Here is a 16,957-nt window from a genome sequence, read left to right on the forward strand (position 1 = left end):
AGGGTTGGTAAATATGACTAACTATGCTTTCAAATTGTTAAATTTTGCATAAATATACACAAAATTATCTTTTATTATTTTACAAAATTGGATGAATTCATTTTCATCGACTTCACAACGTATAGCTTATGATGAAAAAGGTCAAGTTTTTGGTGAATGATCACGCTAGGCGACTATTTACCAAGTAATTGACTGAAAAAAGTGCGCCAAATCAGAGGGATAGAATTCTTGTTGTTACATTTTTGTAACAATGAAAATGTGAGGGATAAAAAAAGACCAGCACAATGTGCTGGTCAACTGGATAGGTTTGGAAGGATGTCAGTGTAAGCGGTTATGCAGAGAGCATAAGTGAATCCGCTTTCGCTTCAAGGTGGGTTCCCCCCATCAGGTACTGGTCGATAGCACGTGCACACTCTCGACCTTCATTGATACAACGTACCACCAAAGATTGGCCGGTACGCATATCACCTGCGGCAAAGACACCCGCTTGATTGGTGGCGAAGTCTTGTGTGGCGACGTTGCCACGCTCATCAAGCGCTACATCAAGCTGAGCAAGAACGCCGGTCGGTTCTGGATGCAAGAAACCCATTGCCAAGAACGCCATATCACATGGAATCACGCGCTCACTGCCTTCGACTTCTTTGAAGCTCGGGCGCTCGCCCGGTTTTGCGTCTTGCCAAACAATGTCAGCGATACGCAGACCGGTGACGTCACCTTGGTCATTACCGATAAACTCTTTGGTCAGAATATTCCAGTGACGATCAACGCCCTCTTCGTGTGAAGTCGAGGTACGTAGGATCATTGGGTATTGTGGCCAAGGCATGTTCGCTGGACGTTTCTCAGGCGGAATCGGCATGATTTCCACCTGGGTGACGCTGGCAGCGCCGTGACGGTTAGAAGTGCCGACACAGTCTGAACCTGTATCACCACCACCAATCACCACCACGTGTTTACCGGCGGCATGAATCTCTTCACCTTTGAGATCCATGTTGTTGGCGCGGCGGTTATTTTGTGCGAGGAACTGCATCGCAAAGTACACACCGTTAAGCTCGCGCCCCGGGACTGGCAAGTCGCGCGGTACGGTTGAACCACCGGTGAGCAACACCACATCGTACTCTTGACGAAGCTGCTGAGCGTTGACATCAACACCCACGTGTTGGTTGACTTTAAACTCAACGCCCGCTTCGGCCATCAGATTGATCTTGCGATCAATCACTTCCATGCTCAGTTTAAAGTCTGGAATGCCAAAGCGTAGCAATCCGCCCACTTTTTCATCACGCTCAAACACGGTGACACTATGGCCGGCGCTGTTCAGCTGCTCGGCTGCTGAGAGACCCGCCGGGCCACTACCGATGATCGCCACCGTTTTACCTGTGCGAGAGCGTGGCGTTTTCGGTTTGGCGTACCCTTCACGATACGCCGTTTCTACGATGGTTTTCTCAATGTTACAGATGGTGATAGGGTCTTGGTTGATCCCCAATACACATGCACTTTCACACGGCGCAGGGCAGACTCGACCAGTAAACTCTGGGAAGTTATTGGTGGAGCTTAGAATGTTCCACGCCTCTTCCCAGCTATCACGGTACACAGCATCATTGAACTCAGGAATGATGTTGCCAATGGGGCAACCGTTATGACAAAACGGCACACCACAGTCCATGCAGCGTGATGCTTGCGTATTGATCTTGCTACCAAATTCGTCGTTCAGGACGAACTCTTTGTTGTTCTTGATGCGCTCTTTGGGGTCGATCTTTTGTGGAAGTTCACGACCATGCTCTAAAAATCCAGTCGGCTTACCCATTACACTGCCTCCGTTTCTGCTTGTTCTGCCTCAGCTTGACGTTTTTGAAGCACCGCTTTGTAGTCACGTGGCATGACTTTCACCATCGCCGCTAAGCTTGCTTCAAAGTTGTCTAAGAAAGACTGAGCCACTTCACTTCCTGTGAATTGAACGTGTTTCGTCAACATATCTTGTAAGAAGGCTTTGTCTTCTTGTTCGATAGGATCCAAATCGACCAACTCTGGGTTGAGTTTGGATTCAAAGTCACCCGACTTATCCCAAACGTAAGCGACACCGCCACTCATGCCCGCGGCAAAGTTGCGACCAGTCGATCCGAGGATAATCGCCGCGCCACCTGTCATGTATTCACAGCCGTGGTCACCCACGCCTTCGACAACCACTTTCGCGCCCGAGTTACGTACACAGAAGCGCTCACCGGCCATACCGCGAATGAAGGATTCTCCGGAGGTTGCTCCGTAGAAACAGACGTTACCTACCACAATGTTGTCTTCGGCAATAATGCTTGATTTGGCATCTGGGTAGAGCACCAAGGTACCGCCAGATAGGCCTTTACCCCAGTAATCGTTCGCATCGCCTTCGACTTCAAATTTGACGCCTTTCGCAAGGAACGCACCGAACGACTGGCCAGCACTACCGGTAAACTTAACGTTCATCGGTTGAGGCAGACCTTGATCCTTATACACCTTGGAAATCTCGTTAGACAACATGGTGCCAGCAGAGCGGTCAGTGTTGACGATCGGGAACTCAGCGTTGACCGCTTCGCCTTTTTCGAGCGCAGGGATCGCCGCTTGAATCAGTTTACGGTCAAGCACTTGCTCTAGGTTGTGATTCTGTACGGTCTGGTTGTAGACGCCGTCTTGCTCGCGCGGTTGCTCAACGTGTAGCACAGGAGATAAGTCTAAGTTCTTGTATTTCCAGTGCGATACGTCTTGACGAATCTTCATTTTCTGACCTTGACCGACCATCTCATCAATGGTTCTAAAGCCAAGTTCTGCCATGATCTCGCGTAAGCCTTGTGCCATATATTGGAAGAAGGTCACGACGTCTTCGACGCGGCCGTCAAAACGCTCACGCAGCGTTTTGTTTTGTGTCGCAATGCCCACAGGACAGGTGTTCTTATGACACTTACGCATCATAATACAGCCTTCAACTACCAGTGCCGCGGTTGCGACACCCCACTCTTCAGCGCCCAGCAATGTGGCGACAGCGAGGTCACGAGGCGTTTTCATCTGACCATCCGCTTGAACGACGATACGGTTACGTAGGCCGTTTTTCAGTAGTGTTTGGTGCGTTTCCGCCAAACCTAATTCCCAAGGAAGGCCCGTATGGCGAATCGATGACATCGGAGAGGCTCCGGTACCGCCGTCGAAACCTGCGATAAGCACAACGTCTGCTTTGGCTTTCGCAACGCCTGAGGCAATCGTGCCGACACCCGCTTCGGAGACCAATTTGACGTTCACACGGCCAGCGCGGTTCGCGTTCTTCAAGTCGTAGATCAGCTGAGCCAAATCCTCGATAGAGTAAATATCGTGGTGTGGCGGTGGAGAAATCAGACCGACGCCCGGTGTTGAGTGACGAGTGGCGCCGATCCAATCATCGACTTTGTCACCCGGAAGCTGACCGCCTTCACCCGGTTTCGCGCCTTGCGCCATCTTGATTTGCAGTTCATCTGCGTTGGTGAGGTAGTATGAAGTTACCCCAAAGCGACCGGATGCGACCTGCTTGATAGCTGAGCGTTCCCAGTCACCGTTTTCTTTGCGCTCAAAGCGCATTGGGTCTTCACCACCTTCGCCCGAGTTAGACTTTGCGCCCAATCGGTTCATCGCAACGGCCAGCGTTGAGTGCGCCTCGTAAGAGATCGAACCAAACGACATCGCGCCGGTAGCGAAGCGTTTCACGATGCTTTCAATCGGTTCTACTTCGTCGATGGGAATTGAGCCAGCAGGGTGCTTAACAAACTCCAACTGGCTACGCAGCGTCACCGCGTTGTCGCCTTGCTTATCCACCGCGGCCGCGTATTGCTTGAACTGCTCGTAATCTTTGTTGCGTGTTGATTGTTGCAATAGCGAAATCGTCTCAGGGTTGAAGAGGTGCTTTTCACCGCGCTGTTTCCACTGGTAGACGCCGCCAACATCCAACATTTGCACTGGGATTTCGCGTTGGGGGTAACCGACACGGTGACGAATGAGGACTTCTTTTGCGATGTCATCGAGCGTCAAACCTTGAATACGAGAGACGGTACCCGTGAAGTATTTGTCGACCACGGATTTGTGGATACCAAGCGCTTCAAAGATCTGTGCGCCATGGTAAGACTGCAAGGTTGAAATGCCCATTTTAGAGAAGATCTTCAGCAGGCCGCCGTTGATCGCCTTGCGATAGTTATCAAACAGATCGCGTGGGCTGGCTTCTGGATCGAGCTTCTTGGTGCGTTGCAGCTCAACAATGGTCTCAATCACCAAGTACGGGTTGACGGCATTGGCGCCGTAGCCAAGTAGCGTCGCGAAATGGTGCGTTTCACGCGCATCACCGGTTTCAACCACAATGTCACACTTCGCGCGTAGACCTTTGCGGATCAGGTGATGGTGAACGGCGCCGACGGCCAACATGGCTGGAATAGCCGCGTGGTTTGAGTTCACTGCGCGGTCTGTGAGTAGGATGATTGAGTAGCCATCGACCACCGCATCTTCGGCGTATTGACAGATACGCTTCAATGCACGCTCTAGTTTGCCTTGATCTTCATTGGCTTGGAACACGATATCGAGCGTTTTCGCCTGTAGGTGTTCGTTGTCGATCGCACGCAATTTCTCTAGCTCAGAGTTCGCGAGCACTGGCGATTCCAGTTCCACTTTTTGACAGTGAAGCGGAGTTTCAGTCAGCAGGTTATGATCTTTACCTAGGTAGGTATTGAGTGACATCACCATACGCTCACGGATCGGGTCGATCGGTGGGTTGGTAACCTGAGCAAACAACTGCTTAAAGTAGTTGGATAGATGCTGAGACTGGTGAGACAAGACAGCCAATGGCCAGTCTGCGCCCATGGCAGACAGTGGCTCTTTGCCTTCTTTCGCCATTGGAACGATGATTTCATTCACTTCTTCAGTGCTGACACCAAACGCTTGTTGACGATGGAGAAGGCGCTCTGGAGAAGGCTGGCTGAACTGGTTGCTCGCATCAGGCAGTTTCTTCAGGCTAAGTAGGTTATCTTTCACCCACTGTTCGTAAGGTTGAGCACCTGCGATGGTATCTTTGACTTCTTCGTCAGAGATAATGCGACCTTGTTCTAAATCCGCAACGAAGATACGACCAGGCTGCAAGCGGCCGCGGAACTCGACGTTCTCTGGGGCAATATCCACAACACCAGACTCAGACGCCATCACAAGGAAGTTGTCTTTAGTCACGGTGTAGCGAGACGGGCGCAGGCCGTTACGATCGAGCGTTGCGCCTACTTGGACACCATCGGTAAAGCAGACTGACGCTGGGCCGTCCCAAGGTTCCATGATGTTCGCGTGATACTGGTAGAACGCGCGACGTGTCGGATCCATGGTTTTGTTTTCTTGCCACGCCTCTGGGATCATCATCATCAATGCGTGTGGCAGGCTACGACCAGAGAGGACCAGTAGCTCAAGTGCCATATCGAAGTTTGAAGAGTCCGAGCTGCCTTCTTGACAGATAGGCAATAGCATGTCGATTTCTGCTTGTGTAAACAGATCCGACTCGATGATCGCCTCACGGGCTTTCATCCAGTTTAAGTTACCGCGAACGGTGTTGATCTCACCGTTGTGGGCGATATAACGGAAAGGTTGCGCCAGACGCCATTTCGGGAAGGTGTTGGTAGAGAAGCGAGAGTGTACCAAGGCTAGCGCCGTCACCATGGTTGGGTTTTGCAGGTCGAGGAAGTATTGAGGCACTTGCTCTGTGGTCAACTGACCCTTATACACCAAGGTTTTGTAAGACATGGAGTTGATGTAGAAATCATCACCAATGTTCGACACGCTCTCAAGGCAGACGCGTACCGTGTAGTTACGCAGCACGTACAGCTTGCGCTCAAGCTCTTCTGGCGTCATACCTGGGCCGCCAGTGACAAACACGTGCTCGAACTGAGGCTCAGTGCTGAGAGGATCGGCGCCTATCATGGAGTTGTCGGTTGGCAGTACGCGGTAGCCAATGATTTCTAGGTCGAGACGCTTGGCGTTTCGCTCTAAAATGTCACGACATTGCTCGCGTTTGTATTCATCTTTCGGGAAGAGAACTACGCCAACGCCGTATTTTTCAAAAGAAGGCAGTTTGATACCGAGCTTTACTGCTTCTTCTAAAAGAAATTCATGGGGTTTTTGCAACAAGATACCCGCACCATCACCACTACAAGGGTCACAGCCTTGACCACCGCGGTGTTCCATGCGAGCGAGCATATCGAGTGCTTGAGTCACAACTTCGTGTGATTTACGGTTTTTCAGGTGAGCAACAAAACCGATACCACAGGCGTCATGCTCCAGTTCTGGAGTATATAGACCCTGAGAACTTTGCTCTCTATCTACCATAGATACATCCTTCCAGTTCAATTAGACGCAATTACCCTATTCCGCAGGGGCGTCTTGTCCTTGATTTGTATGATTCGAAGTCAACCGAGGTGGGAGACTTAGATTCCGTTCCGTATCTCGCAGGAAAAATATTGCGAGAAAAACAATCCTTGGTGATATCCGTGTTTTTATTGTCACTATGTAGTGATTTATATAGGTGGGAGGTGGATACCGCCGATGATTTTGCAATTTTGTCTGTAATAAAAATCACAAAAACTGTAAGTATCCTACAATTTTGTCAGCAGCAAATGCAATGAAAACTCGCCCTTGTCGCCCACTTTTTTCGCATGAACATGCACCATTGCGTTTAACTTTTGCGTAACATTTAGCGAAATGCCTGTATTTAATGAATGTTTATTGACTCTGATTAAAGATGCACCTGTTTGAAATCGGTAGATTCCTCTCCGAATTATTTTCATGATTGTAATTTTTTTACATAAATCTTAATGAGATTTATTTACGTTTGGGTGAGAGATGCAGCTACACGAATTAGTCAATACCATTGGTCAAGATCTCCAGCGTCGCTATAAAGAGAAAGTGCACAAGCTGACCTTGCACGGTGGGTTCAGTTGCCCGAATCGCGACGGGACGATTGGCCGTGGTGGCTGCACCTTTTGCAATGTCGCTTCGTTTGCTGATGAGCAAGCTCAAGTAAAAAGTATTCAAGCCCAGCTCACTGACCGAGCGGGGGAGATTCGTCGCGCGAACAAGTATCTGGCTTATTTTCAGGCTTACACCAGTACCTACGCTGAGGTGCAAGTGCTCAAGTCGATGTATGAAGAGGCGCTCAAAGCGGCGGACATCGTCGGATTGTGCGTAGGAACGCGGCCAGATTGTGTGCCTGATGCGGTGCTTGAACTGCTCTCTGACTACGTGGAGCAAGGCTATGAAATCTGGCTAGAGCTTGGCTTACAAACCGCCAACAACGACACCCTTAAACGCATCAACCGTGGCCACGATTTTGAGTGTTATGCGCGTATCACCGAGCGCGCTAGAGCGCTCGGGATCAAGGTGTGTACTCATCTGATTGTGGGCTTGCCGCGCGAAACACGCGATGACAACCTGGAGACTTTGCGCCAAGTGTTGGCGGTGGGTGCCGATGGCATCAAACTGCATGGGCTGCACATTGTCGAAGGCAGTACCATGGCTAAAGCGTGGCGAGCAGGTAAACTGCAGGCGCCTGAGCTTGATGAGTATGTTGCTATTGCCAGTGAAATGATCCGCATGACGCCACCGGAAGTGGTCTATCATCGCGTCTCTTCGGCGGCACGCAGACCTACCTTGTTGGCACCGCTTTGGTGTGAAAACCGCTGGCTGGCGATGACGGAAATTGGGCGCTCACTCAATGCGTTGGGTGCGCAAGGCTCGTTGATTGAGCGTCCATTCGTTTACACAGCGCCGCAACTTGCCACGCCCTAAGCCTTGTCGCTTCACACATCCCACATTTAAACGTTCACGAGTCAGAGAAGCCTTAGCAGCCCAAGGGCAAAACAGGTAGTATGAAACCACTGTCCATCATGAGGCAGTGGTGATTCTAGGCTCGGAGCGTTTAATGAAACCGATAAAAAACCTCGCTCAGTATTATGTCGACCTCTTGGTCAAACTTGGCATTTTACGTTTCTCAATTTTGCTTGCTTTGGCGTTGGTGGCACTGGCCGTTGTGGTCCAGGTGGGGATCACGCTGGTGTTAAGTGGCCACGTGGATGATATTGACATCGTTCGCTCAGTCTTCTTTGGTCTACTTATCACGCCTTGGGCGGTCTATTTTCTTTCTGTGGTGGTGGATCAGCTTGAAGAGTCTCGTCAACGTTTATCCAAGCTCGTCTCTAAACTCAAAGACATGCGTTCAAGAGACCAAGAGCTGAACTACAAACTTCAACAAAACATCGAAAAACTCAATCAAGAAATTGAAGAGCGGATCAAAGCCGAATCGGCGCGCGAAGAAGCGATGAAAGATCTTGAAAATGAGGTCTATCAACGTGAGCGCACTCAAGTCGAGTTGGCGGAGCGAACCGCGCTGCTGCGATCCTTCATCGATGCCTCACCCGATCTTATCTATTATCGTAACGCCGATGGGGTCTTTTCTGGATGTAACCGAGCGATGGAAGAGTTGACTGGTAAGAAAGAGAGCCAGTTGGTCGGTTTAACCCCTTGGGATGTTTATAGCCGAGAAATCGCGGAACCGATTGTCGATACCGACCAAAAGGTGTTTGCTGACAATCGCGCGTTGACCTACGAACAGTGGCTGGAATACCCAGATGGACGCAAAAATTACTTTGAGCTGCGCAAAGTACCGTTTTACAGCAAGGACGGTCGTCATTTAGGGTTGGTGGGTTTTGGCCGCGATATCACCGAGCGTAAACGTCATGAAGAGTCGCTGGAGAAAGCCAGTCGCGATAAAACCACGTTTATCTCCACCATCAGCCATGAACTGCGCACCCCGCTGAATGGCATTGTGGGGTTGAGCCGAATGTTGCTTGATACGCAGCTCAGTGAAGAGCAGCGCAAGCACATGCAAACCATTAACGTCAGCGCGATTACGCTCGGGAATATCTTCAACGACATCATCGACATGGATAAGTTTGATCGTCGCAAATTGGAGCTCTACCCAGAGCCGATGAACTTTGAAGAGTTTGTGGCAGAGATGGAGAGTATCTCTGCGCTGATGGCCTCGCAAAAAGGCCTACGTTTTGATCTTGAGCGGCTAAGCGAACTGCCTCACGGTATCGAAGTGGACGCGACTCGTCTGCGTCAGGTGTTGTGGAATTTGATCAGCAACGCGATGAAATTTACCAAAGAAGGTGGGGTGGTGATGAGCGTCAGTGCAGAAACAGACGACGCCCATGCCTACATTAGCTTTGAGGTGGAAGACAGTGGCATCGGCATTCCAGAGGCGGAGCTCGATAAGATCTTTGCCATGTATTATCAAGTCAAATCGGAAACGGACAACCTGCACGCAGTCGGGACGGGGATTGGTCTTGCGGTCTCTAAACAACTGATCAACATGATGGAAGGTGACATTACCGTCAGCAGTGAAGAGGGCTTTGGCAGTACCTTTACTGTGACGCTCAAAGCGCCGCTTGTCTCTTTGAATGAACCTGAGTCTGTGACGCAAGCCGCGTCACAAGAGCTTAATATCTTTATGGTGGAAGATATCGAGCTGAATGTCACCGTAGCACGTTCATTACTTGAAAGCCTCGGCCATGAAGTGACGATTGCGATGGATGGTGCTGAAGCGATGGAGATGTTTGATCCAGAGATCTATGATCTGGTGTTCCTCGATATTCAATTGCCCGATATGACCGGTTTTGATGTGGCGAGTTATTTCCGTCGCACATACTCTCACCTGCCGCCTTTGGTCGCGCTCACGGCTAACGTGATAAAGGATAAGAGCGAGTATCTCAATCAAGGGATGGACGATGCGATCAGTAAACCGCTGTCGGTGAAAGCGGTGTTAGATGTGATCGCTAAGTTCTCCGAGGTGCCATCGGGCAGTGAGCCAACAGAGAGCGAAACCGCGCCTGACACCCACGAGCATCTTGAAGCCTATCAGCAGCTACTCGATATCGATATGTTGGAGTCTTATGTCGGCATCGTCGGGCCACAGCCCGTGCTTGACAGCATCACCATGTTTGAAGAGATGATGCCAGAGTATTTGCAAGTGCTCGATTCCAATATGACTGCCAAACATCAAGAGGGTATCGTCTCTGAAGCGCATAAGATCAAAGGGGCAGCCGGCTCGATAGGTTTAAAACGCATTCAAAGTGTGGCGCAAAAGGCGCAATCACCCCAATTACCCGCTTGGTGGGAAAACATTGATGATTGGGTTGAGGAAATGAAAAACGAATACCAGTATGATATTCAAGTTCTCAAAGACTGGTTAGCACAAAGGTAACGTGATGAAAAAGTTAGTCTCTCTTGTATTGGGCAGTGCTTTGCTGCTCGGATGTGCGGCACAAGATGTGGTGTGGAACAGCAGCGATCAACTCGACGTCGCTGAGGCAACCGTGGTGCTCGAAAGCAACCTCTGGTTGGATAAAATGCCCACTGTGGGTGATGACATCAAAGATACGCTGCACGGGGCCTTGTACCTCAGAAGCAATGCCGTTTTACCTGCGGAGCTTGATGTGGAAACTGTCACGCTCAAGCAGGGCGATCAGCTTTGGCAGTTGACGCCAGACCAATTTGATTTGCGTACTCAAGATGAGCATCACTGGGAAGTGGCCTTCAGTCAGCCGTTCGATGTGGGCAGCGAAGAGCCGATTGATGTAGCCGTCGCTCTTACCTACCAAGGTATGGTGAAGTGGCTGGTGCAAAACCAAGTGACGGTTGATAAGGTCTACTAAACGCTATTAGGTTAGAAGAATCGAGAAAAAAATGGTTGGCCCAAAAGCCAACCATTTTTTATTGTCAGTCACGTGTGGGCTTAGCTTGACGCTTTCAAACCCGCGTTGATATCAAGAATGTCTTGCTCACTCAAGGTACCAACAGCTTGACGCAATTGAAGTACGCTTAGGATGTAATCGTAACGTGCATTGGAGAGGTTTTTGTTGGCATCGTACAGACGACGTGTTGAATCAAGTACGTCAACAATGGTACGTGTCCCGACATCAAAGCCCGCTTCTGTCGCTTCCAGCGCGGATTTTGCAGAGACGACGGTTTGTTCGTAAGCACGTAGGGCACCAATCGAAGCGCTGATGTTGTTGTTGAACGCACGGACATCTTTCACCACGCTGCGGTAGGTCGCTTCAAGTTGTTGGCTGGCAGCAACGTAGTTGAATTCCGCTTGCTTGGTGAGCGAGGTCGTCGCGCCACCGGTGTAGAGTGGTACGCTAAGGTTAACGCCGATATTAAAGTCGTTAGTGGTGCCGTTGGCGCTGACATGTTTATCTAGGTCTGTGTAGCTGTAACCGCCGTCGAGGGTCAATGACGGTAGGTGACCAGAGCTTTGCAAAGAGATGTTGTCTTTTGCCACATCTTGCGCGATGCGCGCTGAGAGTAAGCTGAGGTTCTTCTGCTGCGCTTCTTCCACTAGGGCGTCAATGGCCGCTTGAGTTTTCGTTGCCGAGAAACGGTCAGTATCGAGCACGTACAGTTCAGAGTGCGATTGACCCGTGATTTCACGTAGCCCTTCATAGCTGTTGGTCAATGTGTTTTGCGCCAGCACTTCATCAGCCAGCACTGAGTCGTATTGTGCCTGGGCATCATGCACATCTGTAATCGCTGACAGGCCCACTTCAAAACGCTGCTTAGTCTGCTCAAGCTGACGACCAACCGCGGCTTTTTCCGCTTGGACAAATTCGAGGTTGTCTTGTGCGCGCAACACATCAAAATAGGCAGTGGCAACACGTAGGATCAACGCTTGTTGGATCGCCGCATAAGAGGCGTCTTGTTGACGGGCGCTTTTCTCCGCGGTGTCCAATGTAATCCAACTGGTGCGGTTATAAAGTTGCTGTGAGAAACCAATACCCGCCGTCAACGAGTTCACATCTGTATCGTATGACGAGTCCGCATCGGGTTCTTTTTCACCACGGGTCAGGTTGTAACCTGCCGTTAAGTTAATTTGTGGCAGTAGCGTGGCGCGACTGGAAGTCACCGCTTCAAACGCTGCATCACGCTGAGCCGCTGCACTCAAAAGGGTGGGATCATTCTCTTTTGCCTGATCGTAGATTTCTGCCAGCGTGTCAGCTGATACTTGAGTGCTTAAGCCGCCTAACGCTGCGCTAATAAAAAGGGGAAGCAGTTTCTTCATTGGTCCTATTCCTGCCTATATATGAAAAAGTTGACTCATGGAGTTTAACCCAATTTGTTGTCATTTTGCTCGAATCTTTTCAGAGTTTTACATGTAATTGTCCAGCTGTGCAATATAAAAAATTAATCAATTTAAATAAATCTATAAATTTTGCACAAAAAGTTGAGCTAGGCCCTTGGAAGTTCAGCAATTGACTGAGTAAACTATAAGATTCACTCAGAGAGGTGCCAAATGCAACAACCGAGCCCGCAGAAAACGCATTTTACCCGACGCGATATTGAAATCATCTCGAAGAAGACGCTATTCGACGGTTTCTTTAAAATGGTCAAATATTGTTTTAGACATAAGCTATTTGAGGGTGGCTGGAGTGAACCCATTGAGCGTGAGATGTTTGAACGCGGCCATGCCGCGGCGATGCTCCCTTACGACCCAGAGCGGGATCAAGTGGTGATCATCGAGCAGATTCGTGTTGGCGCTCTAGAGCATGATTGCCCTTGGCAGTTAGAAATTGTCGCCGGCATGATTGAGCCTGGCGAGCACGCCGAGTCGGTGGTGCGCCGGGAAGCGGTGGAAGAGGCAGGGATTGAAGTAGGGCGCCTTGAGAAAGTGACCTCTTATTACCCATCGTCTGGTGGATGCTCTGAAAAGCTGGATGTTTTTGTTGGAGAGGTGGATGCCTCTAAAGCGCATGGCGTTCATGGTTTAGACTATGAAGGAGAGGACATTCGAGTGCACGTGATGAATCGTGAGCACGCGTACCAAGCGGTGTTGGATGGTTCGATTGAAAATGGTGCCTCGATCATCGCGCTACAATGGTTGCAATTGAACCAGCAACGAGTCCGAGCCAACTGGGCCACTAAGGCATAACTCACTTGAGAGAATGATGACACAAGTAGCAATGAAGAAACCGTATCATGTTGATTTAGCGGATCTGATGCGGACTTATGAGACCAATTACGCCAAGTTGAATGCCTTGCTGCCTGCGCAGCCGAGCATCGACGACGTTCGCTGCTATGAAGCGGCGAGCATGACGTATCAAATTCAAGTGTGCGAAGTCACAAAGTACACAACTTTGGTCGATATTTGTCAAAGTGATGACGTTCCAGTATTTCCATTGCCAAAAATGTCTGTCAGGCTCTACCACGATGCTCGCGTGGCGGAAGTGTGTGGTTGCGAGCATCTAAAACGGGTGAACCCTCGTTACGACTATCCGAACGATAAGATGGTTCAACAAGATGAAAAAGTGCAACTCAACCGCTTTTTAGGCGATTGGCTGTCGTTTTGTTTGAAGCAGGGCATTAGTAAAGCTCCGTTAAATATCTAGGTTTATATTTTGAAAGTAGTGTCTAATACAGCGCAGAATGGCAGTATCAAATTAGTTCAGATTACCGATACGCATCTTTTTGAACCCGAAGATGGCAGCTTACTGAGCGTAAATACGCGCGACAGCTTCCACGCAGTGGTCAACGCCATTGTCGAACGTCACGTCGAGTTTGATGCCATTCTGGCGACTGGCGATATCTCTCAGGATCACACCGAAAAGTCGTATCAACGCTTCGTCAATGGTATTGCTCCGCTTGAGAAAACGTGCTTTTGGCTACCGGGCAATCACGACTTTAAGCCCAGTATGACTTCGGTATTGCCAACCTCACAAATTCAGCCTGCTGAGCATGTGCTGCTCGGTGAACACTGGCAACTTATCTTACTTGACTCGCAAGTGGTTGGCGTTCCTCATGGCCGTTTAAGCGACAGTCAGTTAGATCTGCTCGATAGCAAGCTGGCACAATACCCAGACAAACACGCTTTGGTGCTATTGCATCACCACCCAATTCTGGTTGGTAGTGCATGGCTTGATCAGCACTGCTTAAAAGACGCAGACAACTTTTGGCAGGTGGTGAGTAAACACAACAACACCAAAGCGGTACTGTGTGGTCATGTCCATCAAGATATGAACGTGAATCATCAGGGCGTACAAGTGATGGCGACGCCGTCTACTTGCGTGCAATTTAAACCCAACTCGAACGACTTTGCGCTTGATGTGCGCTCACCAGGCTGGCGAGAACTGATTCTTAATGCCGATGGCTCGTTTGAGACTCGTGTTCAGCGATTGCCAGAAGGGCAATTTCAACCGGACTTTAGCTCAGCAGGATACTGATCATGAAACCTTCAATGCTCTTGTACATTCACGGCTTTAACAGCTCACCTCAGTCGCTAAAAGCCAATGTGATGCGAGACTATTGCCAGTTTCACCGCCCTGATATTCGAGTGGAGATCCCCCGTCTGCCCAGCTTTCCTGAGCAAGCGGCCGCGCATTTGCTGGCGATTGTCGAACAGCATCGACATGACTATCAGATAGCCCTGGTGGGCAGCTCGCTCGGTGGCTATTTGTCGATGTGGCTCAATCAAAAGTTTGGCTTTAAAGCGGTGGTGATTAACCCTGCTATCAAGCCCTATCAACTATTGGCGGATTTCTTAGGCCCTCAGAAAAACCCCTACACTCAAGAAGAGTATTGTTTACAAGCGTGCCATATCGAGGAGCTTAAAGCGCTCGAGACTGAGGTGATTGCAAATCCGAGTGATTTTTGGCTGCTGCAACAAACCGGCGATGAAGTGTTGGACTACCGTCAAGCCGTGAGCAAATTAGCTGGCGCGAAACAGACCGTTATCGAAGGCGGCGATCACAGTTTTGTCGGCTTTGAATACTACCCTGCGGCGATTGTGGAGTTCCTAGCGCTCTAGCCCTCATTGAGGGAAGAGTCATAAATTTGCTTGTTACTTCGCTGTCTCACTTGACATAGTTGATACTCTTCCAGACTATGTTCCACCTATACTTGTGCGGTTTTGGCAAAAGTGTTGATTTGTCACACGAGCCACTTTTTCAATTCGAAGCCTGATTTCATCAGCGCACAGTCATGTTTTCATTCTTTATAACGAACTCCGTATTATGACTGAACAATATAATGCGAAAGACCTCTCGGTTCTTGAAGGTCTCGACCCAGTACGACATCGTCCTGGCATGTATACCGAAACAGAGCGACCCAACCACTTAGCGCAAGAAGTGATTGATAACTCAGTGGATGAGGCTCTCGCTGGACATGCTAAGAAGATCAAAGTCATTCTGCACGCCGATCAATCATTAGAGGTGATTGATGATGGCCGCGGCATGCCGGTGGATATTCACCCAGAGAAAGGAATTTCTGGCGTAGAACTCATCATGACCAAGCTTCACGCGGGTGGTAAGTTCTCCAACGACAACTACAAATTCTCTGGCGGTCTCCACGGGGTGGGGATCTCTGTGGTAAACGCGTTGTCAAAACGCGTGGAAGTGATCGTTAGGCGTCAAGGGCAAGTGCACGAAATTGCCTTTGAACATGGCGCCGCCGTCACCGAACTCACGGTGACGGGCACCTGTGGTAACCGTAATACGGGTACCGCCGTTCACTTCTGGCCAGATGCCAAATACTTCGACAGCGCTAAGTTCTCTGCCCTTCGCTTGGTCAACAACCTGCGCGCAAAAGCGGTACTTTGCCCAGGACTTGAGATCACTTTCGTCGATCAAGTTAACAACGAAGAGCATAAATGGTTCTACGAAGATGGCCTAAAAGATTATCTCGCAGAAGGGGTAAAAGGCTATCCGGTCTTGCCTGAGGAACCGTACATTGGTGAATTCGTCGCTGAAACGGAAATGGCCAATTGGGCCGTGATTTGGCAGCCAGAAGGCGGCGAGATGATCACGGAAAGTTACGTCAACTTGGTGCCGACCAAACAAGGCGGTACGCACGTCAATGGTTTACGCCAAGGCTTGTTGGATGCGATGCGTGAATTCTGTGAGTTCCGCAACTTGCTGCCACGCGGCGTCAAACTGACGGGCGATGATATTTTTGATCGCTGTTCTTACGTGCTCTCGGTCAAGATGCAAGATCCGCAATTTGCAGGCCAAACTAAAGAGCGTCTCTCTTCGCGCCAAACCGCAGCGTTTGTCTCTGGGGTGGTCAAAGATGCCTTCAGTTTGTGGCTGAATGAAAAGCCGCAATTGGCGGAGCAACTGGCTGAAGTTTGTATTGCCAATGCTCATCGCCGCATGCGAGCGAGCAAGAAGGTCGTGCGTAAAAAAGTGGCCTCTGGCCCAGCCTTACCGGGTAAACTAACCGATTGCTCGGTGCAAGATCTCAACCGAACCGAAATTTTCTTTGTCGAGGGTGACTCCGCGGGCGGCTCTGCCAAACAGGCGCGTGATAGAGAGTTCCAAGCGGTGATGCCACTGCGGGGTAAAATTCTCAATACGTGGGAAGTCTCGGCTGACCAAGTGCTCGCTTCGCAAGAGGTGCACGATATTTCCGTGGCACTAGGCATTGACCCAGACAACGACAATCTAGAAGGACTGCGTTATGGCAAGATCTGTATTCTTGCCGATGCGGATTCCGATGGTCTGCATATTGCCACGCTTCTGTGTGCGCTGTTTACTCGCCACTTCCGTGCGCTGGTGGAAGCGGGACACATCTATGTTGCTATGCCTCCTTTGTATCGTATCGATTGCGGAAAAGAAGTGTTTTACGCGCTGGATGACGATGAAAAAGAAGGCATCTTGGAGCGTTTGTCGAAGAAAAAAGCCAAGATCAACGTACAGCGATTCAAAGGTCTGGGTGAGATGAACCCACTGCAATTGCGTGAGACCACTATGGACCCGAACACCCGCCGTCTGGTGCAGCTAACCATTGATGACAATGAAGCGACATTAGAGATGATGGATATGTTGTTGGGTAAAAAGCGTGCGGATGACCGCCGCTCATGGTTACAGAGCAACGGCGATTTGGCAGAGGTATAGTG

Annotated in this window: 11 protein-coding genes; 8 read left to right on the plus strand and 3 right to left on the minus strand. The window is 49.9% G+C overall.

Features of this window, described 5'->3' with window-relative positions:
- Window positions 1-331: 331 nt before the first annotated feature.
- Both AC6R0R_RS09350 and gltB read right to left on the minus strand, forming a co-directional pair.
- Window positions 332-1,801, minus strand: coding sequence for a glutamate synthase subunit beta (locus AC6R0R_RS09350; RefSeq protein WP_334554283.1), 1,470 nt, complete (start codon window positions 1,799-1,801; stop codon window positions 332-334).
- The gene (gene gltB / locus AC6R0R_RS09355; RefSeq protein ID WP_500626494.1) at window positions 1,801-6,339 is read right to left on the minus strand and encodes a glutamate synthase large subunit; all 4,539 of its coding nucleotides are present in this window, start codon (window positions 6,337-6,339) and stop codon (window positions 1,801-1,803) included. The genes AC6R0R_RS09350 and gltB overlap by 1 nt, the downstream gene beginning before the upstream one ends.
- Before the next feature lie 513 nt (window positions 6,340-6,852).
- On the opposite strand from gltB, the gene mnmL reads away from it, so the two are divergent.
- The 3 genes from mnmL to AC6R0R_RS09370 all read left to right on the plus strand — a co-directional run bounded on the left by mnmL (window position 6,853) and on the right by AC6R0R_RS09370 (window position 10,724).
- Window positions 6,853-7,797: a tRNA modification radical SAM protein MnmL/YtqA gene (gene mnmL, locus AC6R0R_RS09360; protein ID WP_500626495.1), complete on the plus strand. Its 945-nt coding sequence runs from the start codon at window positions 6,853-6,855 to the stop codon at window positions 7,795-7,797.
- 133 nt (window positions 7,798-7,930) lie between these two features.
- Entirely contained in the window at window positions 7,931-10,273 is a 2,343-nt protein-coding gene (gene arcB / locus AC6R0R_RS09365) for an aerobic respiration two-component sensor histidine kinase ArcB (RefSeq protein ID WP_500626496.1), read from the plus strand.
- A 4-nt stretch (window positions 10,274-10,277) separates the two neighbouring features.
- Window positions 10,278-10,724, plus strand: coding sequence for a hypothetical protein (locus AC6R0R_RS09370; RefSeq protein ID WP_500626497.1), 447 nt, complete (start codon window positions 10,278-10,280; stop codon window positions 10,722-10,724).
- Between the two features lie 80 nt (window positions 10,725-10,804).
- On the opposite strand, the gene tolC is transcribed toward AC6R0R_RS09370, so the two are convergent.
- Window positions 10,805-12,130: an outer membrane channel protein TolC gene (tolC, locus tag AC6R0R_RS09375; protein ID WP_500626498.1), complete on the minus strand. Its 1,326-nt coding sequence runs from the start codon at window positions 12,128-12,130 to the stop codon at window positions 10,805-10,807.
- Window positions 12,131-12,361: 231 nt separating this feature from the next.
- Here tolC and nudF point away from each other — a divergent pair, with 231 nt between their 5' ends.
- From nudF to parE, 5 genes are all read left to right on the plus strand, one after another.
- Window positions 12,362-12,997 (plus strand): ADP-ribose diphosphatase, encoded by a 636-nt coding sequence (nudF, locus tag AC6R0R_RS09380; protein WP_500626499.1) that lies wholly within the window; start codon window positions 12,362-12,364, stop codon window positions 12,995-12,997.
- A gap of 16 nt (window positions 12,998-13,013) precedes the next feature.
- A complete protein-coding gene (locus AC6R0R_RS09385) occupies window positions 13,014-13,454 on the plus strand; it encodes a DUF1249 family protein (RefSeq protein ID WP_334554536.1) in 441 nt (146 codons plus the stop codon).
- A gap of 9 nt (window positions 13,455-13,463) precedes the next feature.
- Window positions 13,464-14,285, plus strand: a complete 822-nt coding sequence (gene cpdA, locus AC6R0R_RS09390) for a 3',5'-cyclic-AMP phosphodiesterase (protein WP_500626500.1) — start codon at window positions 13,464-13,466, stop codon at window positions 14,283-14,285.
- A 2-nt stretch (window positions 14,286-14,287) separates the two neighbouring features.
- On the plus strand, window positions 14,288-14,869 hold the full coding sequence (gene yqiA / locus AC6R0R_RS09395; RefSeq protein WP_500626501.1) for an esterase YqiA: 582 nt from the start codon (window positions 14,288-14,290) through the stop codon (window positions 14,867-14,869).
- A 205-nt stretch (window positions 14,870-15,074) separates the two neighbouring features.
- Complete coding sequence (parE, locus tag AC6R0R_RS09400) at window positions 15,075-16,955, plus strand: DNA topoisomerase IV subunit B (protein ID WP_500626502.1); 1,881 nt, start codon at window positions 15,075-15,077, stop codon at window positions 16,953-16,955.
- The last annotated feature ends 2 nt before the right edge of the window (window positions 16,956-16,957 follow it).

Source organism: Vibrio sp. R12-SW3-ISO1 (assembly GCF_059834005.1).

What these genes read in the sequence shown, in the direction of transcription:
- AC6R0R_RS09370 (WP_500626497.1), top strand. Translation starts at nt 10,278, where the DNA reads ATGAAAAAGTTAGTCTCTCTTGTATTGGGCAGTGCTTTGCTGCTCGGA.
- arcB (WP_500626496.1), top strand. Translation starts at nt 7,931, where the DNA reads ATGAAACCGATAAAAAACCTCGCTCAGTATTATGTCGACCTCTTGGTC.
- tolC (WP_500626498.1), bottom strand. Translation starts at nt 12,130, where the DNA reads ATGAAGAAACTGCTTCCCCTTTTTATTAGCGCAGCGTTAGGCGGCTTA.
- AC6R0R_RS09350 (WP_334554283.1), bottom strand. Translation starts at nt 1,801, where the DNA reads ATGGGTAAGCCGACTGGATTTTTAGAGCATGGTCGTGAACTTCCACAA.
- AC6R0R_RS09385 (WP_334554536.1), top strand. Translation starts at nt 13,014, where the DNA reads ATGACACAAGTAGCAATGAAGAAACCGTATCATGTTGATTTAGCGGAT.
- yqiA (WP_500626501.1), top strand. Translation starts at nt 14,288, where the DNA reads ATGAAACCTTCAATGCTCTTGTACATTCACGGCTTTAACAGCTCACCT.
- mnmL (WP_500626495.1), top strand. Translation starts at nt 6,853, where the DNA reads ATGCAGCTACACGAATTAGTCAATACCATTGGTCAAGATCTCCAGCGT.
- nudF (WP_500626499.1), top strand. Translation starts at nt 12,362, where the DNA reads ATGCAACAACCGAGCCCGCAGAAAACGCATTTTACCCGACGCGATATT.
- gltB (WP_500626494.1), bottom strand. Translation starts at nt 6,339, where the DNA reads ATGGTAGATAGAGAGCAAAGTTCTCAGGGTCTATATACTCCAGAACTG.
- parE (WP_500626502.1), top strand. Translation starts at nt 15,075, where the DNA reads ATGACTGAACAATATAATGCGAAAGACCTCTCGGTTCTTGAAGGTCTC.